General features: G+C 32.2%; 21 protein-coding genes. 8 read left to right on the forward strand and 13 right to left on the reverse strand.

Annotation, left to right across the window (positions count from 1 at the left end):
- Window positions 1–15: 15 nt before the first annotated feature.
- Complete coding sequence (locus tag ACF91D_RS00770) at window positions 16–1,290, reverse strand: YjiH family protein (protein ID WP_069792378.1); 1,275 nt, start codon at window positions 1,288–1,290, stop codon at window positions 16–18.
- 140 nt (window positions 1,291–1,430) lie between these two features.
- On the opposite strand from ACF91D_RS00770, the gene ACF91D_RS00775 reads away from it, so the two are divergent.
- The gene (locus ACF91D_RS00775) at window positions 1,431–2,306 is read left to right on the forward strand and encodes a LysR family transcriptional regulator (RefSeq protein ID WP_101051153.1); all 876 of its coding nucleotides are present in this window, start codon (window positions 1,431–1,433) and stop codon (window positions 2,304–2,306) included.
- Here the strand turns inward: ACF91D_RS00775 and hutG are convergent.
- On the reverse strand, window positions 2,296–3,225 hold the full coding sequence (hutG, locus tag ACF91D_RS00780; RefSeq protein WP_069792376.1) for a formimidoylglutamase: 930 nt from the start codon (window positions 3,223–3,225) through the stop codon (window positions 2,296–2,298). The genes ACF91D_RS00775 and hutG overlap by 11 nt on opposite strands.
- 256 nt (window positions 3,226–3,481) lie before the next feature.
- Between hutG and sdpC the strand changes: the two genes are divergently transcribed.
- Entirely contained in the window at window positions 3,482–4,825 is a 1,344-nt protein-coding gene (gene sdpC / locus ACF91D_RS00785) for a peptidoglycan release complex CPBP-like subunit SdpC (protein ID WP_327620728.1), read from the forward strand.
- Window positions 4,826–4,967: 142 nt separating this feature from the next.
- On the opposite strand, the gene ACF91D_RS00790 is transcribed toward sdpC, so the two are convergent.
- Window positions 4,968–5,654 carry a ribose 5-phosphate isomerase A gene (locus ACF91D_RS00790; RefSeq protein WP_039068110.1) on the reverse strand — a complete coding sequence of 229 codons (687 nt, stop codon included), beginning with the start codon at window positions 5,652–5,654 and terminating at the stop codon, window positions 4,968–4,970.
- A 157-nt stretch (window positions 5,655–5,811) separates the two neighbouring features.
- Here ACF91D_RS00790 and ACF91D_RS00795 point away from each other — a divergent pair, with 157 nt between their 5' ends.
- The gene (locus ACF91D_RS00795) at window positions 5,812–6,480 is read left to right on the forward strand and encodes an MOSC domain-containing protein (RefSeq protein ID WP_069792374.1); all 669 of its coding nucleotides are present in this window, start codon (window positions 5,812–5,814) and stop codon (window positions 6,478–6,480) included.
- Between the two features lie 116 nt (window positions 6,481–6,596).
- Here the strand turns inward: ACF91D_RS00795 and ACF91D_RS00800 are convergent, their stop codons facing one another.
- From ACF91D_RS00800 to ACF91D_RS00810, 3 genes are all read right to left on the reverse strand, one after another.
- Window positions 6,597–7,607, reverse strand: coding sequence for an aldose epimerase family protein (locus tag ACF91D_RS00800; RefSeq protein WP_039068113.1), 1,011 nt, complete (start codon window positions 7,605–7,607; stop codon window positions 6,597–6,599).
- Window positions 7,608–8,193: 586 nt separating this feature from the next.
- Window positions 8,194–9,435: an ABC transporter permease gene (locus ACF91D_RS00805; RefSeq protein ID WP_107548468.1), complete on the reverse strand. Its 1,242-nt coding sequence runs from the start codon at window positions 9,433–9,435 to the stop codon at window positions 8,194–8,196.
- Window positions 9,428–10,327, reverse strand: a complete 900-nt coding sequence (locus ACF91D_RS00810) for an ABC transporter ATP-binding protein (protein WP_039068116.1) — start codon at window positions 10,325–10,327, stop codon at window positions 9,428–9,430. The genes ACF91D_RS00805 and ACF91D_RS00810 overlap by 8 nt, the downstream gene beginning before the upstream one ends.
- 240 nt (window positions 10,328–10,567) lie before the next feature.
- Between ACF91D_RS00810 and ACF91D_RS00815 the strand changes: the two genes are divergently transcribed.
- On the forward strand, window positions 10,568–12,184 hold the full coding sequence (locus tag ACF91D_RS00815; protein ID WP_327620729.1) for a ribulokinase: 1,617 nt from the start codon (window positions 10,568–10,570) through the stop codon (window positions 12,182–12,184).
- Between the two features lie 102 nt (window positions 12,185–12,286).
- Here the strand turns inward: ACF91D_RS00815 and ACF91D_RS00820 are convergent, their stop codons facing one another.
- Entirely contained in the window at window positions 12,287–12,988 is a 702-nt protein-coding gene (locus tag ACF91D_RS00820) for a DUF805 domain-containing protein (protein WP_392436354.1), read from the reverse strand.
- A gap of 200 nt (window positions 12,989–13,188) precedes the next feature.
- Here ACF91D_RS00820 and ACF91D_RS00825 point away from each other — a divergent pair, with 200 nt between their 5' ends.
- Window positions 13,189–13,800, forward strand: coding sequence for a DNA-3-methyladenine glycosylase (locus tag ACF91D_RS00825; protein ID WP_069792370.1), 612 nt, complete (start codon window positions 13,189–13,191; stop codon window positions 13,798–13,800).
- A gap of 120 nt (window positions 13,801–13,920) precedes the next feature.
- Here the strand turns inward: ACF91D_RS00825 and ACF91D_RS00830 are convergent, their stop codons facing one another.
- The 4 genes from ACF91D_RS00830 to ACF91D_RS00845 form a co-directional block, all read right to left on the reverse strand.
- On the reverse strand, window positions 13,921–15,249 hold the full coding sequence (locus ACF91D_RS00830; RefSeq protein ID WP_069792369.1) for a Na+/H+ antiporter NhaC family protein: 1,329 nt from the start codon (window positions 15,247–15,249) through the stop codon (window positions 13,921–13,923).
- Window positions 15,250–15,349: 100 nt separating this feature from the next.
- Window positions 15,350–16,150, reverse strand: coding sequence for a DUF4097 family beta strand repeat-containing protein (locus ACF91D_RS00835; protein ID WP_107548464.1), 801 nt, complete (start codon window positions 16,148–16,150; stop codon window positions 15,350–15,352).
- Window positions 16,147–16,707 carry a DUF1700 domain-containing protein gene (locus ACF91D_RS00840; protein ID WP_069792367.1) on the reverse strand — a complete coding sequence of 187 codons (561 nt, stop codon included), beginning with the start codon at window positions 16,705–16,707 and terminating at the stop codon, window positions 16,147–16,149. Before ACF91D_RS00840 ends, ACF91D_RS00835 begins: the two co-directional genes overlap by 4 nt.
- Window positions 16,694–17,023, reverse strand: coding sequence for a PadR family transcriptional regulator (locus ACF91D_RS00845; protein ID WP_069792366.1), 330 nt, complete (start codon window positions 17,021–17,023; stop codon window positions 16,694–16,696). The genes ACF91D_RS00840 and ACF91D_RS00845 overlap by 14 nt, the downstream gene beginning before the upstream one ends.
- A gap of 327 nt (window positions 17,024–17,350) precedes the next feature.
- Here ACF91D_RS00845 and gltS point away from each other — a divergent pair, with 327 nt between their 5' ends.
- The gene (gene gltS, locus ACF91D_RS00850; RefSeq protein WP_039068125.1) at window positions 17,351–18,559 is read left to right on the forward strand and encodes a sodium/glutamate symporter; all 1,209 of its coding nucleotides are present in this window, start codon (window positions 17,351–17,353) and stop codon (window positions 18,557–18,559) included.
- A gap of 162 nt (window positions 18,560–18,721) precedes the next feature.
- Here the strand turns inward: gltS and fni are convergent, their stop codons facing one another.
- On the reverse strand, window positions 18,722–19,765 hold the full coding sequence (fni, locus tag ACF91D_RS00855; protein ID WP_039068126.1) for a type 2 isopentenyl-diphosphate Delta-isomerase: 1,044 nt from the start codon (window positions 19,763–19,765) through the stop codon (window positions 18,722–18,724).
- Between the two features lie 74 nt (window positions 19,766–19,839).
- On the reverse strand, window positions 19,840–20,787 hold the full coding sequence (gene corA, locus ACF91D_RS00860) for a magnesium/cobalt transporter CorA (RefSeq protein ID WP_327620731.1): 948 nt from the start codon (window positions 20,785–20,787) through the stop codon (window positions 19,840–19,842).
- A gap of 145 nt (window positions 20,788–20,932) precedes the next feature.
- Between corA and ACF91D_RS00865 the strand changes: the two genes are divergently transcribed.
- Both ACF91D_RS00865 and ACF91D_RS00870 read left to right on the forward strand, forming a co-directional pair.
- Window positions 20,933–21,400 carry a thioesterase family protein gene (locus tag ACF91D_RS00865; RefSeq protein WP_039068129.1) on the forward strand — a complete coding sequence of 156 codons (468 nt, stop codon included), beginning with the start codon at window positions 20,933–20,935 and terminating at the stop codon, window positions 21,398–21,400.
- A 15-nt stretch (window positions 21,401–21,415) separates the two neighbouring features.
- Window positions 21,416–21,820 carry a hypothetical protein gene (locus tag ACF91D_RS00870; RefSeq protein WP_039068130.1) on the forward strand — a complete coding sequence of 135 codons (405 nt, stop codon included), beginning with the start codon at window positions 21,416–21,418 and terminating at the stop codon, window positions 21,818–21,820.
- Window positions 21,821–22,057: the final 237 nt, after the last annotated feature.

The raw sequence follows: 22,057 nt of genomic DNA on the forward strand, positions 1-22,057 counted from the left end.
AAATTAATCCTTTGTTTAAAATATCCATAATGCAAATGGAATAGTAATAAGTAATGTGAGTATCACTCTTTCAAACCATATTATGACTAGTTTACCAACTGATATTTTAACTTCCGTCGATAGAATAACTGGTACTACACTTGAAAAGAAAATAATGGCTGAAACACTCATGACTGCTACTGTAAATCTTGTCGCTAAATCAGCACTTTGAGCTATCGCTGCTGGCAACAACATCTCTACTATAGAAATTGTTGAAGCTTGAGCTAAAACTGCAACATCACTTACAGGAAATATACTTATAATTGGATAAAAAATGTAAGCAATATATTCAATAATTGGTGTATATTCCGCGATAATTAGTCCTAAAAATCCTATCGACATAATAGATGGTAAAATAGCAATCGTCATTACAACACCGTCACGCAAATTCTCTATCACATTTTCTATCAATGTTTTCGAATTTTTGACAGCTATCTTAGCTTCTAACCATGATTCTTTTAATAATGGCATATCTCTACGAATTTCTTCTTTGTACGGTTGGCCTTGATACGTCGTTGTCTTTTCTGTTCTTATAGGTGGGATTTGTACCGTTATTGCAGTTACAATAAATGTCACTGCTAAAGTAAACCAAAAATAAAGATTCCAATATTCTATAATACCTAATGTATTTGCTACGATAATCATAAAAGTAGCAGATACCGTTGAAAAACCAGTTGCAACCACTACTGCCTCTTTGTGCGTATATCCCCCATCTTTATATACCTTGTTTGTAATTAATAAACCGATTGAATAGCTACCTACAAACGAAGCAACAGCATCTACAGCTGATTTTCCTGGCGTTTTAAAAATAGGTCTCATTATCGGTCTACAAATAACACCAATAAATTCTAGTAATCCAAATCCTATTAAAAATGATAAGAATATTGCACCTATAGGAATTAATACGCTTAAAGGTATTGCCAACTTCTCATATAAAAATGGCCCAATACTTTCTGTTAATACAAAACCAGGTCCAAAATCAAATACCACCATAAAAGCAATAAATACCCCTATGATTTTAAATAAACTAAAGACTATATCTGTTTTAGACTTATTCCATTTCTTATTGATAAATGGATGTGCTGCGCCAATCAATATTAAAATCAATACATAGTACGGTAAGATTGGATTAAGTAATTTCGATATCCACTGTACGATATGATCAATCATAATCGTTGATTGACCGCTAATAGTTACTGGTACAAAGAAAAAGATAATACCAATCAAACTATAAACGAAAAATTTCCACATGTACTTCACGCCCCTTACATGAAAGTACGCCTCCCTCTATATTTCACAGTATAGTATGTTATTATATAGACTACCAATATAAATAAACTAATTATTGATAACTTAAAACTATAAATAAATTTTTTAGAGGTGTATGAGATATGAAGATTGTTCAATTAGAATATTTTGTAGCAGTTGTAAAATACAATAGCTTTACGAAAGCCGCTAATTTTTTACACATTAGTCAGCCGTCACTAACTACTACGATTAAAAAAATGGAATCAGACTTAGGTTATGATTTATTTACGCGAACTACTAAAGATATTAAAATCACTGAAAAAGGTATCCATTTTTATAACTATGCACAACAACTCATACAGAATTATCATCAAACAATAGAGAAAATGTATGATCTTAATATGGGACATGTGCCTAAAATTAAAATATCCATTTTAGAATCTACGAACCAGTGGATTTCTCAAGTATTAGCTACACATAAAAAACAGAACGCAGACCAGACTTACCTCGTTTCAGAAATTCATGACCAAACTAAAATCATAGAATTACTCATTAATTTCGAAAATCATCTCGCTTTCACAAATGAGCAAATTATTCATGAAGATATTACATCCATACCATTATACGAAGAGTCTTATGTATTAATCACACCTAAAAATGCGTTTCCATATAAACGCACGACGTCAATTGCATCTTTACCACTCATTTTACCAACTAAAGGTTCTCAGGTACGTAAACACCTTGATGACTATTTTAATCGAATGAATATGCATCCAAATATTGTTATTGAAGCTGACCGTTTCGAAGCAGCAACTAATTTTGTCCATAGAGGATTGGGGTATGCAATTATTCCTCGTGTTTATTATCAATCATTTAACGCACGAGACTTAGATGCAATAGATATCCGTCCAACGTTAAGTCGTTCGATTTACATCAATTACCTAAAAAAAAGAAAGCACTCTGAACGCGTGCTTTCTTTCATTGACCAATGTATAAACTATTGGAATTTTAAAGGATAAAATGATGGAAGAAATTAGCTGATAATTTGGCTGTTCTATTATCGACATCATATTTTGGATTAGTTTCAGCAATACTAATCGTTGGAACTTTTTCATTCGGTATAATACGTTTTGACAATTCGAGGACAACATGTGGGAATAGTCCAAGTACGCCGTTTGCACTCACACCTGGTGCAAAAGCGCTATCAATAACATCCATACATATTGTAAACATGATGACATCATGATCATGAATAAAACGTTCTACTTTATCCTTAATTGGGGGAGAAATTTGGTGCAGTAATTCTTCCGAATAAACATAACCGATATCTTTAGTTTCAGCGTAATCAAATAATGCTTGTGTATTACCGCCTTGTTGGATACCTAACACAAGATAATCAGCATTGTCGTCCTGTTCTAATATTTGTCTAAAACTCGTGCCAGATGTAGAGTATTCTTCCTCTCTCGTATCAAAGTGAGCGTCTATATTGATAACACCAATCGATTCATCTGGATAAGCTTCACGTGTACCCAAATACTGTGCATATGCGATATCATGCCCACCTCCTAATAGAAATGTTTGTTTATGTCTTTTAATGGATTTGGCTACGTAATGGGCAAACTCTTCCTGTGTTTCTTCTAAAGTTTGATGGTCGTGTTCTACATTACCATAATCATACACGTTACACTTTCTAGTTACAGGTAGATTAGCAAACACCTTTTTAATTGCGTCAGGCCCTTCTTTAGCACCTGTTCGCCCTTTATTAAGTTCGACTCCTTTATCTACTGCATAGCCTAATAAACCTACACCCTGACGTGGTTCATTGTAGTCATCCTCAATATTGCGAAACTGTATCGTTTGAAAATGTCTAAATTGCGATTCATCTGTTTCACTATCTATTCTGCCTGTCCAAAGATCACGTTGTGCTAGTTTATACATAGTTCTCCTCCTTATAATTACTTAATTACCACCTAAAAGTATACGCTTACATTATAGTCAATTCAATTTATAATTAACTTTACCCAATTGTGCACGCTATAATTTAAAAAATTGCCAAAAATATTTCAATTAGATGTTAGATAATGTAAAACTATTACATTTCAATGATAAATCCTTAATTTAATTTATTTCTCTATGATAAATATGTATAATTAAGAACGAATGATTTTTCTGAAACCCTATTGGAGGTTACATAATGAATACAAAACGTATACCCGGTTTTCAATGGGCAATGATGATATTTATTTTCTTCATTATAGCCTACGCATTACCCATTATACTTAAAGATTTTCAAAATACAGTACCATTTAAGAGCTTTGTCTTTGACATGAGTACTCTAGCTCCACTAATTGCTACTATAATTTGTCTTATCGTTTTTAAACAAAAGCGTACGCAATTAGCGAGTTTAAAACTCTCGATTAGTTTAAAAGTAATTGAACGTGTCATTTTGGCACTCGTGTTACCATTGCTTATTTTCATCATTGCTATGGTAAGTTTTAATATCTTTGCTGATAGTTTTGTTTTATTACAAACAAAAGACTTATCTGTTTCAATTCTATCTATCATAATTGGACAAATTGTAATGGCGTTCTTTGTAGAACTTGGTTTCCGTTCTTATTTACAAAATATCGTTGAGAATAAAATGAATACATTTTTCGCATCTATTATTGTTGGTTTTATGTATTCTATATGGAACGTTAATATTGCCTTTAGTTTTGATTATGCAATATACAGTTTCCTATACTCGTTTGCCTTTTCAATGATTGCTGGGGAATTAATTCGTGCTACAAAAGGACGTACAGTTTATATTGCAACAATCTTCCATGCGTCCATGTCATTTGGACTTGTCTTCTTATTTAATGAAGAATTAGGTGAAGTTTTTGCTATGAAAGTAATTGCATTGTCTACGGTTGCTGTCGCAGTTGTATACATTTTAATTAATCTATTTATCCGTGTAATACTTTATTTCTTCACGAAACGAAACTTAGATGAAGTTGAAGAAAACAACTACCTTGATCACGTTAATGAAGACGACCAAAACGATAAAACATCAGAACATCATCAAAATAATACTGATGACGTTAAGAACAGAGAACATCAAGATGATAGCTCTACTACTGTAAATGAGATTAATCAAAATGAGGATCATCAACAATCAAGCTCAGACGACTCTGTAGCACATGGTTCGCCAACAGCAGATTCTAACTATACAGAAGAGAACACAATTCATACAGAAGAAGATAATAGCCGTGCTAATATTATTAAAGAAAATACACCTTCTGCCGATTCAAGTGAATCTGATGCAATGGCGCATCATAACGAACCACAAGAAGATAACAATAAATTAAACCGTTATACTAACAGTGCTGTTGAAGCATCAACAGAAAAAGCACACCCAAACTCTAAAGATGCATCACCACGTCAACATGACACGAATGTGCAAGAAACTAAAACACAAGATGACAACCCAAGCGACAATGACAACAGTAACCAACGCTCACCATTTGATTTAAAGAGTAAACGTGGTCACCGTCGTTAATATATAAAAACAAGAGCTAAGACATAAATGTCTTAGCTCTTGTTTTCTATTATGACTATCTTTAATCAAGCTTTAAGTACATGAATAATGGACAATTTTAATTTTTACTATTATTAAAATTAAGTGAAGTAAGAGTGAAAAATTATTTATTAATAATTTTAACTCCAGCTTCCGTTCCAATAATTGCTTGATCTGCAACATCTAAGAAGTACCCTGTTTCTAATACGCCTACGAGGTGTATTAAATATTCATGCATTGCAGCTGGCTCTATATTTCTATTTAGATCAACATCTAATATATAATTACCATTGTCTGTAATAAACGGTACATCATCTGCCATACGTCTTATGACATTTAAATTATCATATGCTTTTATTTTTTTAGATACGAGCAACCAATTAAATTTATCAACTTCAACTGGTAATTTAAACGTTTGACCCAAGTAATCCACGCATTTACTATCATCCGCTAAAACGATAAATCTATTAGCCATGGCATCAATGACTTTTTCCCTAAATAAAGCGCCACCGCCACCTTTAATCAAATTTAAATTGTTATCAATCTCATCAGCGCCATCAATAGCAATATCAATTACTTCTACGTCATTAATATCAACTACACGTATCCCTAATTCCTTTGCAATGAATGCTGTTTTATTGGAAGTACATACACCGGTTATATTAATTTGTTCTTGTTCCAGTTTCTCTGCAATTTTTGGGACAAGCAATTCAATCGTTGATCCAGAGCCAATTCCAACAATCATACCATCTTTGATTTGGTCTAATGCATCATTAAATGTACTTATTTTCAACTGTTTCTTATCCATAATGCTTCCCCTTTTATACTGTACTTTTATCCTTATTGTACATGAGATTCATTAAAATACATAGTTCAAAAATCATTTTCCAGAGTAAATTATATCTTTACTTGCATATTCATTTTATTGTTTTAAAATTATAATTATTAATTATCTGGAGGTAAAAATAATGATTTATACTTTAGAAGCCATCTCAACAGGTAAAGTTGAAGATTTACCTTATAGTGCTAAACGACCAATGCGCTCAGCTTTAAATAAAAAGAAATTTGTCGGTAATATGTGGCTATCAAAAACTGGATTCGTTGAGGATGAACAAGAATATAAAGGTCACGGTGGCCCTAATAAAGCTGTTTGTCTATACAGTAAGAAAAATTATTCACTGTGGGAACAAGATGTGTCAGTACTTCCAGAATATGCGATGTTTGGTGAAAATATTACTGTCTCTGATATGGACGAAAAAGATGTACATTTCGGTGATCAATTTCAATTAGGAAACGCAATATTAGAAGTTTCAGAGATTAGAGAGCCATGTTGGAAAATACAAGAAAAGTATAAAATACCCAATTTAATTAAACGTATGTCCGTTTCTGGTAAAACTGGTTTTTATTTTAGAGTTTTAAAAGAAGGCTATGTCCAAGAAGATTCAAATTTAGAGTTAATTAAACGAGCCGATAATGCAACATTACTTTCAGTTTTTGACTTAAATGAAATTTATTACAGTGATAATAAAAATATTGAACGCTTAACGTACGCGCTAAAAAATCCATATTTAACAGAAGAAAGAATATCAAAACTTGAAAGATTCTTAACACGCGCTAAAAAATCTAAAAATAATTAAGGGAGTGGGCCAGAAATCAAATGTGAAATTTGATTTCTTACGCCTGCTCCCTATTTCTGTTTTATAGACAAAGGTTAAACACCTTTATATACAATTCCAGACTTAACATAAGTGTATCATTTCTCTGAAATTTTATATGATGTTTTAGAGTAAAATGGCTGATTTGCCTCTAATATAGATGGTGCTTCATCACCAAATAAATTGATATCATTCGGAATACATTGTGTTTCTAAAGTAAAGCCAGAGTGCGCTTTGTAAATATTGAAGTCACTTTGCCAACCTGTTGTATCATTAAATGTGAATATAACAATATTAGGCATGTCTGTTTTAACAGTTAGTAAGAAATGTTTATTCTCAACTGTCATCTCATTGCCACCTATATCGAACGGATGATCCACACCACCAAAACGTTCCATTTGTTCTTTAACTATTGCATCTTCACTATTAAAAATATCCTTAAATTGGATGTTTTGTTCATTAAATATGTCCACTAAGTCAATAGGATTTTTGGTTTCTACAATATTATCCTCATCCAATGTATACATATCTAATTTAGAGCTTGAAATACTGTGATTATCAATAACATTATTGTCTCTATTAAGATTGAAGTATACATGATTCATTGGATTAAACAACGTTTTTTGATTAGATGTAGCTTTATATTCAATCGTCCATTTATGATCAACATCATATGTGTGAATGACTTCTAAATCTATATCTCCAGGAAAATGGTCATCCTCACTTTTTATAACCGTAGTAAAAATCACTTTAACTTGACCAACTTGCTCTTCAATTCTGTAATCGAAAAAGCGCTTATCTAAACCTTTAGGTCCACCATGAATATTGTGTGGGCCATTATTGGCTTCAAGTTTGTATTTTTCACCATCTAATTCAAATGTTGCATTTGCAATTCTGCCACCATATCTTCCAACAGTAGCACCAAAGTTATAAGGGTTTTCAATATAAAACTCATCTGCTTCAACTACATTACCAAGTACAATATTGTTATCGTCATACTTCCATGAAACAATTCTAGCGCCATAGTTTGTGAAAACTATCTTCGTATCTTCATTATCAATTTTAATCAAATCAATACCATTACTTTGACTTTCTACTTTTGCAAACATCCTCAATTACTCCCTTTCAAACCCGCCGCCCTTCATTGTTCATTTAATGGCGATAGGCGTTGTCATGAATAAAACATCATTTTCAAATGCTAGCTAAAAATTGCAGAACTTGAGGGGCTCAAGTGTATCATTAAGCAATTTAAAGACTTCGTTGTAAATCTGGCAATCACGAAAATAATAAAACTAAACAACTAAAATCGTTCACAGCCAAGCCTTACTTTTCCACACACTTTAATTATTGTACTATTTGACTGTATGTCGTTTATCACAATTTACGCTTCCCTCAATCATAAACCATGACTCTAACAATCAGTTAAATATAATAAGTTATCGATGATATGTATATAAAAAATTTCTTATCTATATATAAGTCTCTTATATTGTAACAATTTATACAAATAATTAGCTATACTATTGTTGCATTTTATCAAACAATATTGAAAATTGTTATAGTTTTTTCTATTTTTCACTATTTTTCTTTAACTTTAGTTTATTTTAGAATCACTTGCTGAATAAGGACGACTAACTCTTGAATAAATTTAAGAGGTTAGAATAACTTTATATCCTAACCTCTGAGTTTAATCCATTAATTTTTTTTATTAAAAATGCGTTTTATCGAACCTATAAAACCTTTGTCAAAACTTAAAATTGTATCTTTATAACTACGCACTGCAACCCATAATAATACAAATATCGTTACAATTGATAAGCCAACACTAACGAGGATTTCCCATGTTGCAACATCTGGTGTAGACGCTCTAACAAACATAACAAACGGTGACATAAGTGGGATAAAGCTTGCGATTTTCACAAGTAATGTATCTGGATTCATCACACTAAATAATGAAATATAAAAAGCAATCATACTAACTAAAGTCATAGGCATTAAAGCCTGATTAATGTCTTCAATACGTGAAGTAATTGAACCAAGTATTGAAGCTAAAATAATATATGAAAAAATACCTATGATCAACGACACAAACCCTACAATAGCTAATTGAAGTGTCAGTTCATTCGGTTCGACTTTAAATCCTTGTAACATATCACCAATATCGAATGTTAAGAAACATATCACACCAACTATTACAAAAATACTTATTTGCGTTAATGCTACTGCAATAACGCCGGCCATTTTAGCAAAGAGATGTGTTACTGGTGTTACACTTGTTATAATCATTTCGATAACACGTGACGTTTTCTCAGTGGCAATTTCCATTGCAACTTGACTTGCGTAATTAAATATAATGAAGAACATAAGCATAATACCAAGATAAACAATTACAGTATTAAAGCCTTTTTGGGCCTCACTTAAGTTGGAACTTTTAGCATTATTAGCAATTATTTCGGAGGAGACATCGCTTTGGGCTTGTAGTTGCTTTAACTCTCCTTGAGATAAATCTAGACTATTAGCTACAAATTGCGTTTGAATTGTCGATAATGTCGCCTTTAACTTTTGTTTATCTTGCTCTGAAACAGTATCTTTACTTAAAATTTTACCTGATAACTTTTGGTTATCATTTAATTTAATGATATAAGCTTTATCTAATTTTTCGCTTTCCACTTGTATCCTTGCTTGTTTTTCAGATACTTTACTAAATTTCGCGCCTTCATCTAGTTGGTTTCCTTGTGACTTAATAACTTCATAAATCTGATTATTAGATGACACAACCCCAACTTTATCAGGTCCATCATTGAATAAGTCAATAATTTTATTAATATTAGATGCGGCGAGCATCAGAATTATCACTACAGCAGTAAATATGATAAATGATTTGGCTTTCACTTTATTTTTATAAGTTAACGAAAAAGTAGCCCAAAATTTATTCATTGATATCACCTACTTTCGCTATAAAGATTTCATTAAGCGATGGTTCTACAACTTGGAATCGTTTAACAAATCCATAACGCGTCACAACATCATAAATTTTTTCCGCAATAATTTCCGATTCAATGGTCGCTTTAATTTCTCGTTTATTTCTTTCTACATCCAAAACGCCCCCAATAGCATCAATTTCAGGCATTTGATGTTCAGTTTCAATAACTACACGCTTATAGCCATGATTTGATTTCACTTCATCAATAGCTCCAGAAACAACTAGTTCCCCTTTATTTAATATGCAGACGTTATCACAAAGTTCTTCGACATGCTCCATACGGTGTGAACTATAAATAATTGTTGTTCCTTCATCATTCAAATCTTGAACAGCAGATTTCAGTAATTCCACATTTACAGGATCAAGTCCACTAAATGGTTCATCTAAAATTAATAATTCTGGCTTGTGTAACATACTTGCTAAGAGTTGAATTTTTTGTTGATTTCCTTTAGAGAGGGCTTCAATTTTCTTTTCTCTATTTTCTGTAATGTTAAATCGATTTAACCAATAATCAATTGCTTCCGTAATATCTTTTGACTTCATACCTTTTAACGTCGCCAAATATCGCAACTCATCTTCTACTTTCATCTTAGGATGTAACCCACGTTCTTCAGGTAAATAACCGATACGATTATACAATGATTTATCAATAATTTTACCATTGTAAGTTATTGCTCCTTCTGTAATCGGAGTTAATCCTAAAATCATCCTAAAAGTTGTTGTCTTTCCTGCCCCGTTTCTCCCTAAAAATCCTAACATCTTTCCTTTTTCTAAAGAAAGTGAAATATCATTCACGGCAGTAAAATTTTTATACTTTTTCGTGACATGTTCAATCATTAATGACATGACATATGGACCCCTCTCTTTTGAAATTACTTTAGACTCATCATACCATTTATTCCATAACACATACATTTTAAATAATAAATTTTTCAATACTGTATACTTTATTTTTCACAAAATATCTTACTCAATAAAAACTATGATGTTCTTAGCTTTACATCGAATAATGTAAGCCCTATCATAAAGTTAAATAAGAACTCAAACACTTATTATTCATCAATAACAAATAGGAGGCATTACAACATGACTTATAGTATCGGCATCGATTATGGCACCGCTTCAGGTAGAGTGTTTTTAGTAGATACATCTAATGGGGATATTATTTCTACTTATATAAAAGAATATCAACATGGCACCATCTCTGAATCTTTGAACGGCAAACCTTTACCACACAACTACTTTTTACAACATGCAGAAGACTATACCTCAATTTTAGAAGAAGGTGTTAAGCATGTGTTAGCTGAAAGTAATGTTAGTTCAGATTCTGTTATTGGTATCGGGGTTGATTTTACAAGTTGCACAATTGTGTTCTTAGATGAAGACTTCAAACCATTACATCTTAACCCTGCTTTAAAAGATAACCCACATTCATATGTTAAATTATGGAAACATCATGGTGCACAAGATGAAGCAACACAAATGAAAAAAGTCAGTGATGAGATAAACCCATCATGGTTAGATTATTACGGGCATAGCGTTAATAGTGAATGGATGATACCAAAAATATTAGAAGTTAAACATAAAGCACCTGAAATATTAAAACAGACTGCTTATATAATGGAAGCCGGCGATTATCTAGTTAGCTTACTTACTGATAAAAACATTCGTTCAAATTGTGGTATTGGCTTTAAAGGTTTTTATAATGAAGATGATGGCTTTAATTATGACTTTTTTGAAGCTGTAGACCCAGAGTTACCTGTAATTGTAAAAAATAAATGCGAAGCACCTGTAGTCCCTATTGGGGAAAGCGCCGGTAATCTTAGTGAATACTATCAACAATTGTGGGGACTTTCTGTTAACGTGCAAATATCTCCTTACATCATTGATGCACATTCAGGTGTATTAGGTGTAGGTGCAATCGAACAAGGTGAATTTACGCCAGTAATTGGAACGAGTACTTGTCATCTTATGTTAGACCCTAAACAGGAACCTATTCCCGCAATCACTGGTTCTGTAAAAGATGCAATCATTCCTGGGTTATACGCTTACGAAGCTGGACAAGCGGCCGTTGGTGATTTATTCAATTACTCTGCAGAGCTTGCACCAAAAGCAATTGCAGATCAAGCTGAACAACAAGGTATTTCTATTTTTGAATACTTAGAGCAACTTGCTAGCGAAATACCAATCGACGAGCAACATGTTACAGTACTTGATTGGCATAACGGCAATCGTAGTATTTTAAGTGATAGTCATCTAACCGGTAGTATCTTTGGCTTAACGTTACAAACACCTTTTGAAATGATTCACCGAGCTCATATCGAATCAACTGCATTTGGTACTAAAATGATTATGCAGCAATTTGAAAATAATAATATTCCTGTACACACGGTATACGCTGCTGGCGGCATTCCAATTAAGAGTGAACTTCTAGTTGATATTTATGCCAACGTGCTTAATAAAGAAATAGTAGTTATCGATTCAAGCAACGCTACTGCTTTAGGAGCTGCAATGTTGGCTGCAAACGTTGGTGGTGCATATGCAACATTAAAAGAAGCTGTACAACAAATGAAACAACCTATATATTATCGCAAACAGCCAGAACCAGAAAAAGTAAAAAAATATGAAATACTCTTCCAACGTTACAAGTCATTACACGATTTACTAGGTAAATCACATCCTGAACTCTCATATATTGATTAATAATCTTAGTTTAATATAACAAACATAGGAGTCCAAGACAGCTATTTATGTCTTAGACTCCTATGTTTATATTTTATAATCAAACGCAAAACTAACTATGCTTTAATATTTAAAATTATCCCGTTTTTTATCTTGTTCTTTGATTTCATCAAATGAATCTTCGCTATTTTTAAAGTGATCTGATTGATGACTATCATTTTGGACGGATTCAGTATTAAATGAATTTGAATGATTATCTTGTAGGTAGTCTGGAGATTGGGCATATTGACTATATTTATGACTACTGCCGTATTTATTTATTTTTCTCTCACTATCTAAACAAGCAATGACAATCATATAAATACCCAGTCCTAAGTTAGCTAGTCCAAAAACAATCAGTATAATACTAGTCATTATATTTGTTTCATTTGGGTCATTTAGTTCAATGATAAAATTAACAATATTAGCAATCACTGACAAGCCTAAATAAATTAATGGCATGAGCATTGTTCTACCTGTATCATGAAATCTTCTTATCAAAATAGCCCAGTTTGGAATAAGTGTAGCTAAAGAGTAAATAACAGCATATATTATACTTAAAAACATTATAAGCACGCCTAAACCTATCGTAGAATCTGTATACGCAGAAGCGCCCGCTAACATTACAAAGAAACCTGTGAATCCTAAAACAATCGCAGGTAGCAAGAAAATAATATGCCATAATACCATAAACCAATATTCACTTCTACGTGACCGCCCTGTAAAGTTAATATAGTTTTTCCAATATAATTTAAGTGCTTGTCCAAAACCAATTTTCCTCTCCATAAGCTCCCTCTTTTCATTTTCCTTAGTTTAAGATAAGATTTATTTTGTACTAGATTTTAATAGATTATATGTAAAAACCTACTAACCTTATCATAAAATAGTGTAACAAAATATAACCTTAGTAGTAACACAATTTTACAACTTTTTAAAAATTATCGAAAAAAATTTAAATTTACAAACTATATATTGGAGGGCAATTTATGGATTTTATACAACGAGACACTGTTACAATTGCCAAGGACTTATTAGGTGTACGCGTTATCTATCATGACGAATTACAAACTTACACTGGCTATATTGTAGAAACAGAGGCCTATGTAGGCAAAAAAGATCGTGCTGCGCATGGATTTAATGGCAAGCGAACACCAAAAGTGGAATCACTATATAAAACCGGTGGAACAATTTACGCACACGTTATGCATACACACTTACTCATTAATTTTGTAACCCAATTAGAGGATGAACCTGAAGGCGTATTAATCAGAGCGGTAGAACCTGAAGAAGGTATCGAGGCAATGACACACAATCGCGGAAAAATAGGATTTGACTTAACAAATGGGCCAGGAAAATGGACCAAAGCATTCAATATACCAAGACATTTAGACGGTTCTAAAATTAATGAAGGCCATTTACAAATAGATTCTAAAAATAGAAAATATCCTAAAATGATTGAGGAAAGCGGTCGTATAGGCATACCAAATAAAGGTGAATGGACAAATAAGCCTTTACGTTTTACCGTGAAAGGCAATCCATATGTTTCTAGAATGCGCAAATCTGATATGAAACACCCAGACGTAACTTGGCGTGATTAATATTGGCAATAACAACTTTATCTATATATACAATAAGAGGTTGAGACTTTTGATTGTCTCAACCTCTTATTTTTTACTAAATACATATCATGATTAGCATTTGGTAATTTAGCTAAAATTTTATTCTTTACGCTTTTTCTTCTGATCTAACAATCCAAATTGAATTGTTATTATAGTACAAATCACAAATATTACAGGGTAAAATGAATATTTTAATACTTCTAGGTAAGACACATCTCCATACTGTTCTACCATTAACATACCACTATCATGTGGTAACACCATTAATGCACAACAAGCAAATATATCTAATAAACTTGCCATGCGTTTTGGTGGCACTTTATATTCGTCGCCAATTTCTTTTGCAATGGGTGCAGAAATAATAATTGCTAATGTGTTATGTGACAATGCCGCAGAGAGCACACCAGACATTAAACTGATTACATATTCTGCACTTTTACGTCCTTTAGCTTTTGCTTTCATTGCTTTGATAATCCAATCAATACCACCATAATAGCGAATTAAAGCGACAAGCCCTGAAACTAAAAAGGCTACTAAAAAGATGTTAAACATACTTTCCATACCATCACCAATAGCTCTTGTAAACTGGAATATACCTAATTGACCTTGTACGATACCTAATAAGCCTGCCATAACAATTCCAATAATAAGCACAAGAATGACATCTAAACCAGCTATTGCAGCAATTAATACAAATAAATAAGGTAAGATATTAATGAAATTATAACTTAAGTCACCTTCTACCTTACCTGTTCCGCCTACAACAGCGTAGAAAACAGCCGTGATTATAGCAGCAGGTAATGCGATAAATATGTTCATTTTGAATTTATCTCTCATCTTAGCACCAACACCATTGGTTGCAGCAATTGTGGTATCAGAAATTATAGATAGGTTGTCGCCAAAATAAGCTCCTGCTATTACAGCTGCACCAGCTGCAGCAACACTCAAATCAGCTGCTTGTGCTACTGCAACACCTACTGGGATAAAAGCAGCTTGTGCCCCAGTTGAAGTACCTAATGTTAAAGCTGCAAAACCACTCATAATAAATATTCCGGGAATGAGTAAACTTGGTGGAATAACAGAAAGTCCCATATTCACCATAGCCGTTTTACCACCCATTTCAGATGTAACAGTTGAAAATGCACCAGCAAGTAGTAGAATCAGACCTAAATTAACTATGCCAGAATTCCCTGCATGTTCAGTAAATATTTGTACTTTTTTAGTAAAAGCTGTTTTTCTGTCATAACAAGTCCAAGCTATAACAATACCTATTAATATTGCAACATGACGTGGCAATTGATCAAAGGCGTCTTCTTTACCTAGAGCGGTAAAAGTAATACCTACACCTATATATAACACTAAAAATATTGCTAAAGGCAATAAAGCTAAGGCGCCATATTGTTTTTCGCTTCGCATAGTTTGTTCCATAAATGAGCTCCTTATTCCTAGGGATTTTATATGATATATATGGTAAATCAAAAAAGGGATAATGTCATTTTAAATACATTATCCCTGCCTTCAATATTAATTATTTAATTGTCGTATCTCCTGTGTCTGTTACAATTTTAACTAAATTTTCGCCATTACCAATTTTCTTATCTTTTAATTTACTATTTTCAATATTTAAATCTCCAATATCACTGTTAAAGTCTATTAATGTGTTCTTAGGTTGATCTCCACCATAATTTAATACAACATCTCCAGTATCCGTTTCAGCATTTGTAGGTTTATCCATAGGCATGTCTTCTATGGTTAGCTGTCCTGTATCCGTTTCAAACTGCCCTTGGTTATACTTAGACTTTTCTACTAAAATATCAGCAACATCGCTAGAAGCATTTAATTTATTATATTTTGAATCTTTAATTGCTAACTTACCAACATCTGAATATATATTTGCTTGTTCCACTTCAATATTATTCAAATCAATTGAACCGTTACTTGAATCAATCTTCATACTTTTCAAATGTTTAGGTACAGTCACAACAACGTCGTTCTTTTTAAATCCTAGAAGTGACAAATTAATATTAGACGCACCATCATTATCTGTAAGTTTTAAATCACCTTTACTTATCTGCGCATTGATTTTCGTCTGTTCATTCGAACCTTTAGACGTTATGTTAAATTTGTCTCCATGCTTTACCGTTAGATTGCTATGCTCAAAACTAACTTTTAATGCTTTAATATCACTTTCTTCATATGACTTATTAAAGTTTGTTGTTACATCTTTTGCTTTTTCTTGTTCAATTTTAAATTGTTTAATTGTTCCTATTGCACAAATTACTGTAATGACCAACCCAATTATAAAAGTAAATATTAATACTTTCCTCATCTAGTAGCACTCCCCTTTACTACTTTAATATTCCATTTCAAATATTTAACACATAAAATGTAAAATCCTTTTGTAATCAAATACGTGATAACAAATAAAATAAGACCTAAACCAAATAAGACGCCTGTCGTGTATACTTCAAGTAGCATAATCTCTTGGAACCCTACCATAACAGCTTTAACTAATAATGCGATGGGGGTAAATATGAAACTAAGTGTTGTTACAATTAATGACAGTACTATACTTAGAATTATTATAAAAGGAATTAAAATAACGAAAAAATTGAGCAAACTTAAACCCATTACTGATACAACTGCATGGCTTACATCACTAATATTATTACTTTGTTCTGCTTTTTCTATCGATGCATTTGCATTTAATTGTTTCGCTAATTGCTGTGGATCACCTAGTTCTTCTGAAATTTGATCTTCAGTCTTTCCTTCTTCCATACCACTGTAAAAATGGGTGTCGTATTCGTTTATGATATCTTGACGTTCATTATCATCTAAATGTTTTAAATGTTTATGTAATATTTTAAGATACTCAGTTCTTCGCATTATCGTCACTCTCCTTAATAAATTGATTTACAGCTTTTGAAAATGCTCCCCATTCTTCTAATAATAAAGTTAATCGTTCATTGCCTTGATCAGTCATTTTATAATATTTTCTCGCTGGTCCCTCCGTTGAAGGTTGGTAGTAAGTAGTTAACTCTCCGCTTTTAACTAATCTCCTGAGTATTGGATAAACCGTTCCCTCGGCAATAGTCATATACCTTGATATATTTTGAACAAGAGAATAACCATATTGGTCATCCTTTTTGATTATGAGTAAAACGATAAGTTCTAATGCACCCTTTTTAAACTGGCTATTCATTAATGTCCTCCTTATAATTAAAATCAGTACTATATATTACACAGTAGCTTGAATAAAATATAACACACGCTATTATACATTACAAGGTACTGAGTTATACTTTGTTCAATCAACTTTAAATATACTATTATAATTAAATATATACACAACAAATTAATTTCCTTTTTGGTTTTTTATTAAATCTCTCAATAATCATTTTTATTACTATCATTCTATTTTTCAAAAATGTATAATCAAGTTTACGGGTTTTGTAAGCGTTCACTCAAGTGACGTTTATATATGATTAATTTATTAGTTTTGTATACTATTATTTAAGGGGGAATGAACATGCTAGAGTTAGATGCTATTACCACTTTAGCCTTAGCAAGCGTATTGTATCTTATAGGAATCTATATTATTAATCACGTTGGTATTTTAAAAAAATTATGTATACCTGCACCAGTCATCGGTGGTTTACTCTTTGCTGTCATGGTAGCAATTTTAGAATCAACAGGATTATTAACTATAAAGTTAGATTCTGACTTTATTCAAGATTTCTTTATGCTTGCCTTTTTCACAACGATTGGACTAGGAGCTTCATTTAAACTTCTTCGTTTAGGTGGTAAAGTCTTAATAATATATTTTATTTTTTGTGGCGTTCTAGCAATCTTTCAAAATATCATCGGTGTATCACTGGCAAAATTATTAAATATACCGCCTTTATTAGGTTTAACAGCCGGTTCTATGTCAATGGAAGGAGGACATGGTAATGCAGCAGCTTATGGGAAAACAGTCCAAGAACTTGGAATTGATTCTGCAATAACAGCAGCTTTAGCGGCAGCGACCCTAGGCTTAGTTGCTGGTGGTTTAATAGGCGGCCCTGTTGTTAAATTTTTAATTAATAAATATAATTTAAAACCTGAAAATGCTGAAGAAACTGTCAAAGATTATAGTGATGTGACGGCTAATCAGTATTTACATAAGCGTATGGCACCAACTACTGTATTTCTAATGCAATTTGCAATTGTTGCCATTTGTATGGCCATTGGTTCATATCTAGGAACTCAATTTTCTGATTTAACTGGTATAAATATCCCTATATATGTAGGTGCAATGTTTATTGCAGTTATTATACGGAATATATCTGAATATAGTAATTTAAATATTATTGATATGAAACTTATTAACAGTATTAGCGATGTATCACTTAGTCTCTTTTTATCCATTGCGTTAATGAGTATTCAACTAACTGAAATTTATCAATTGGCAATTCCATTAATCATTATTGTATTGGTTCAAGTCGCTTTTATCGTTTTATTCTCTGTAATAATTTTATTCCGAGGTTTGGGTAAAGACTATGATGCTGCAGTTATGACGGGTGGCTTTATTGGACATGGTCTTGGAGCAACACCAAATGCGATGGCTAACTTAGACGTTATTACCAAGAAATATGGTGCTTCTCCAAAAGCCTATTTAGTCGTACCAATTGTAGGTGCCTTTTTAATCGATTTATTAGGTGTGCCAATAGTTACAACATTCATTAATATCTTTAGCTAAGTTTATATGGATTTAAACAATCATTTTGAGAATTTAACATACTTGAAATCTGTAATTTCAGATATTTAAAAAACAAGGCCGGTACAGTTATCAATGAACTGCTCCAGCCTTGTTTTAATTTTGTTTCATATATCTACTGTTTTATACCATTATCATAGTTACTTATTTAATATCTAAACCTCTTTGTTCAATCCATGATTGTAGTTTTGGGCTAAATACCATTTGTGCGTGTTGTAAATCTTTGATTGATTTTGCATTAAGCATCGTCATTATTTTTTTCATATGATCCGTAAATTGTTCTGTATAATTCAGTGTTTCAGTTATACCATAATTTTCAACATGATTTAAAAACGGGCGTGACATTCCTACAGCACTTGCGCCAAGGGCAAGACATTTCACTGCATCTAAAGGAGTTCTGACTCCACCACTTGCCAAAATATCCATATCTTGTTGATATGATGTACTTTCTAATAAAGATTCTACAGTTGTTTGCCCCCATAAACCTAAATAATCCATATCCTTATATGTACGTCTTTCATTTTCAATATCGACAAAATTAGTACCGCCTCTACCACTTACATCTACGTACTTAATACCAATTTCATTCAGGCTTTTAATTGTTTCTTTACTCATACCAAAGCCGACTTCTTTAACTATAACTGGTACATCTACGCGTGTTACGATTTGTGCTAAATTCTCCATCCATGTAGAAAATGTTCTATTACCCTCTGGCATCACTAATTCTTGTGGCGCATTGACATGAACTTGTAACGCTTGAGCATCAAGTAACTTAACTGATTCTACAGCTTTATCTACGGGAACGTCTGCACCCACATTACTAAAAATAATACCTTCTGGATTCGTTTCACGTACGACACTAAACGAAGAAGCCATTTTGCTATTTCTTAATGCTGCATGCGTTGAACCGACAGCCATCGCAATTCCAGTCTCACGCGCGATAACAGCTAATTTTTCATTAATTTGTTTCGTCCACTCGCTACCACCAGTCATCGCATTGATATACAATGGTTGGTTTAGCGTGAAATCTATTAAATTACTTGTTAAATCAACATCATCAACATCAATATTAGGAATAGAATGATGTACAAACCTTATTTCATCAAAATCTGAAATTGTTGCATCTTTCTGGGCCATTGCTATTTCTACATGTTCATTTTTACGTTGTTCTCTTTTTATATCGCTCATTTTCCGCTCCTACTTTCAACACATTTTTAAATTAATTTTATTATATCGAACTATCGTTATATTGCTATAACTTATTAAAACCATTTTTCTTTTTTAAAGTAGTATATACAGCCCAAGCTTATCGCTAACATAATCGTTAAGACGATATAATAACCATAATGCCATTTCAGCTCAGGCATATTTGTAAAATTCATACCATATATACCTGTAATCAATGTCAAAGGTAGAAATATTACCGACACCAAAGTCAATATTTGCATTATATTGTTCATTTTAAATGAGTTATATGACGAATAATTATCTTTAATTTCATCAGTCATCTCTTGGGACATCTTCAAAATATTTTGTTGCTTTATAATATGATCCTCTACATGTTGAATATACATATGATTCTTCTCATCTACAAGTAATAGGCTACTTTCTTTGATATTACCAACTAATTCTTGTATTGGGTAAACAATGCGCTTCATTTTAATAATATTCGACCTTATTTTAAACACTTCTTCCATAATGTCTTTCACTGGAGTGCCTTTGAGTTGATAATCCTCAAATTTGTATACTTTATCTTCAATTTCATAGATTAAATCAAAGTAACTATCAACCATTTTATCTATGATGTGTAACGCGATATCAAATGTTTGTAACCCCTTTTGATTATCTGTAGTCAACATATGTGTGAGGTCTGTTAAAATTGAAAAAGGCTGATGATGATAAGTAATAAGGACTTGCTCTTTTATGAATAAATTCAACGCCTTGTTACCACTGCTTTTGGTATCAATACTATGTAATACGATATACTGATAAGCATCGTATACTTTGTATTTTGCCCTAGGCGTTCCATTAACTGTATCATCGATTTCGAGTTTATTAAAGTTAAAATACGACTTAAAAATCTCGTTTTCCGATTCTGAAGGGTCTTGAAAATCGTACCAAACAAATGTGGCTACTTCAGGTACATCATGCAAGTGCGAAGCTTGCATTAATGCTTGTCCAGGAGCCTGATATTTAATTGTAATTGTCATAGTTCCCCTCCTTAAATCATTTACTTTATTTTATCATGAAACTGTTCAAGTGTAAGTTTATGTTATTTTTAGTAAACTAACATTGTAGACAAGTAAAACTTGTTACCATTTGATTATTAACTTTCGACTATCAAGGAGTGTCTTCATGCAAAACCCATTTACTATTAATCACTATGTAACACAAGATATGATTGACCATAATAATCATGTACATGATGCACAATATAATATCGTTTTCAGTGATGCTATCAACCAATTTAATTACCAAAGAGGATTATCTTTAGATGAAAGAGAAAATTTAAGCTATACCCTATTTACTGTGGAAGAACAAACCGCTTATTTATCTGAATTAGTAGAAAATGATGAATACCAAATTACCGTTTATTTATACGATTATAATGAGAAAAGCGTGCACTTTTTCTCAATCATGACGAAATCAGATGGTACAACGGTTGCAACTAATGAAGCTTTGATGCTAGGCATCAACCGCAAAACCAAAAAAACCTCCCCATTTCCAGAACAATATGCAAATCAAATAATTTCCTATTATGATAATCAACAGCTTATAGACTGGCCAAAACAATTAGGTCATCGTATAGGAATCTCTAGATAAGGAGTTGAGAGACAAATGACAAAAAATATTCAGGCACGTGTTGAATTACAATTATACGATTTATTTGATCAAACTAAATTTGAGCTTAGTGAACTTAATCAAAGTAAAAGCCTTGTTATCAATGGGCCTGATAGTCAATTGATTAAACGTGGCTTAGATATTAGTTATTTACAAGGACAAAAAAGAGCTATTGATCACATTGACGCCATTTTAAAATCTTATCCAGATGAACAGGCTTTCATTTCTAATTTTAATGAGTATACAACAAAGGTTTTAAATGATTATGACACTGCTTTACAAAAATTTAAAATGCTTGAACAACCAACTAGTGATTACGAAGATATATTGGCCCATCATTACACTTTAATGGGGCAAAAATTCATCATCGATTCTATTAATACGACAATTATAAATCAATAACCCTATACTGTTTTTTATATAGAAATCTCATTGCCAATAAAGTTAGCTTTATTGGCAGTTGTTTTATCCTTCATGAGGTTAAAGTTTAATCAAATGTATTTCTATTTCCTACTCATTGTTGTTCAACAATATGTACGCATTAACATTTATTATTGTTTTTCATAAAAAACAGCTTTGGAAACCTTGTTAACTTTGATTTCCAAAACTGTCCGTTAAAGTTAGTAACTTTAAATCACT

This window comes from Staphylococcus sp. 231237_7MaSpsaltlick (assembly GCF_043107035.1).

Excerpts from the sequence above, each read along its gene's own strand:
- ACF91D_RS00770 (WP_069792378.1), bottom strand. The coding sequence starts at position 1,290 with ATGTGGAAATTTTTCGTTTATAGTTTGATTGGTATTATCTTTTTCTTT.
- ACF91D_RS00775 (WP_101051153.1), top strand. The coding sequence starts at position 1,431 with ATGAAGATTGTTCAATTAGAATATTTTGTAGCAGTTGTAAAATACAAT.
- hutG (WP_069792376.1), bottom strand. The coding sequence starts at position 3,225 with ATGTATAAACTAGCACAACGTGATCTTTGGACAGGCAGAATAGATAGT.
- sdpC (WP_327620728.1), top strand. The coding sequence starts at position 3,482 with ATGAATACAAAACGTATACCCGGTTTTCAATGGGCAATGATGATATTT.
- ACF91D_RS00795 (WP_069792374.1), top strand. The coding sequence starts at position 5,812 with ATGATTTATACTTTAGAAGCCATCTCAACAGGTAAAGTTGAAGATTTA.
- ACF91D_RS00800 (WP_039068113.1), bottom strand. The coding sequence starts at position 7,607 with ATGTTTGCAAAAGTAGAAAGTCAAAGTAATGGTATTGATTTGATTAAA.
- ACF91D_RS00805 (WP_107548468.1), bottom strand. The coding sequence starts at position 9,435 with ATGAATAAATTTTGGGCTACTTTTTCGTTAACTTATAAAAATAAAGTG.
- ACF91D_RS00810 (WP_039068116.1), bottom strand. The coding sequence starts at position 10,327 with ATGTCATTAATGATTGAACATGTCACGAAAAAGTATAAAAATTTTACT.
- ACF91D_RS00815 (WP_327620729.1), top strand. The coding sequence starts at position 10,568 with ATGACTTATAGTATCGGCATCGATTATGGCACCGCTTCAGGTAGAGTG.
- ACF91D_RS00820 (WP_392436354.1), bottom strand. The coding sequence starts at position 12,988 with ATGGAGAGGAAAATTGGTTTTGGACAAGCACTTAAATTATATTGGAAA.
- ACF91D_RS00825 (WP_069792370.1), top strand. The coding sequence starts at position 13,189 with ATGGATTTTATACAACGAGACACTGTTACAATTGCCAAGGACTTATTA.
- ACF91D_RS00830 (WP_069792369.1), bottom strand. The coding sequence starts at position 15,249 with ATGGAACAAACTATGCGAAGCGAAAAACAATATGGCGCCTTAGCTTTA.
- ACF91D_RS00835 (WP_107548464.1), bottom strand. The coding sequence starts at position 16,150 with ATGAGGAAAGTATTAATATTTACTTTTATAATTGGGTTGGTCATTACA.
- ACF91D_RS00840 (WP_069792367.1), bottom strand. The coding sequence starts at position 16,707 with ATGCGAAGAACTGAGTATCTTAAAATATTACATAAACATTTAAAACAT.
- ACF91D_RS00845 (WP_069792366.1), bottom strand. The coding sequence starts at position 17,023 with ATGAATAGCCAGTTTAAAAAGGGTGCATTAGAACTTATCGTTTTACTC.
- gltS (WP_039068125.1), top strand. The coding sequence starts at position 17,351 with ATGCTAGAGTTAGATGCTATTACCACTTTAGCCTTAGCAAGCGTATTG.
- fni (WP_039068126.1), bottom strand. The coding sequence starts at position 19,765 with ATGAGCGATATAAAAAGAGAACAACGTAAAAATGAACATGTAGAAATA.
- corA (WP_327620731.1), bottom strand. The coding sequence starts at position 20,787 with ATGACAATTACAATTAAATATCAGGCTCCTGGACAAGCATTAATGCAA.
- ACF91D_RS00865 (WP_039068129.1), top strand. The coding sequence starts at position 20,933 with ATGCAAAACCCATTTACTATTAATCACTATGTAACACAAGATATGATT.
- ACF91D_RS00870 (WP_039068130.1), top strand. The coding sequence starts at position 21,416 with ATGACAAAAAATATTCAGGCACGTGTTGAATTACAATTATACGATTTA.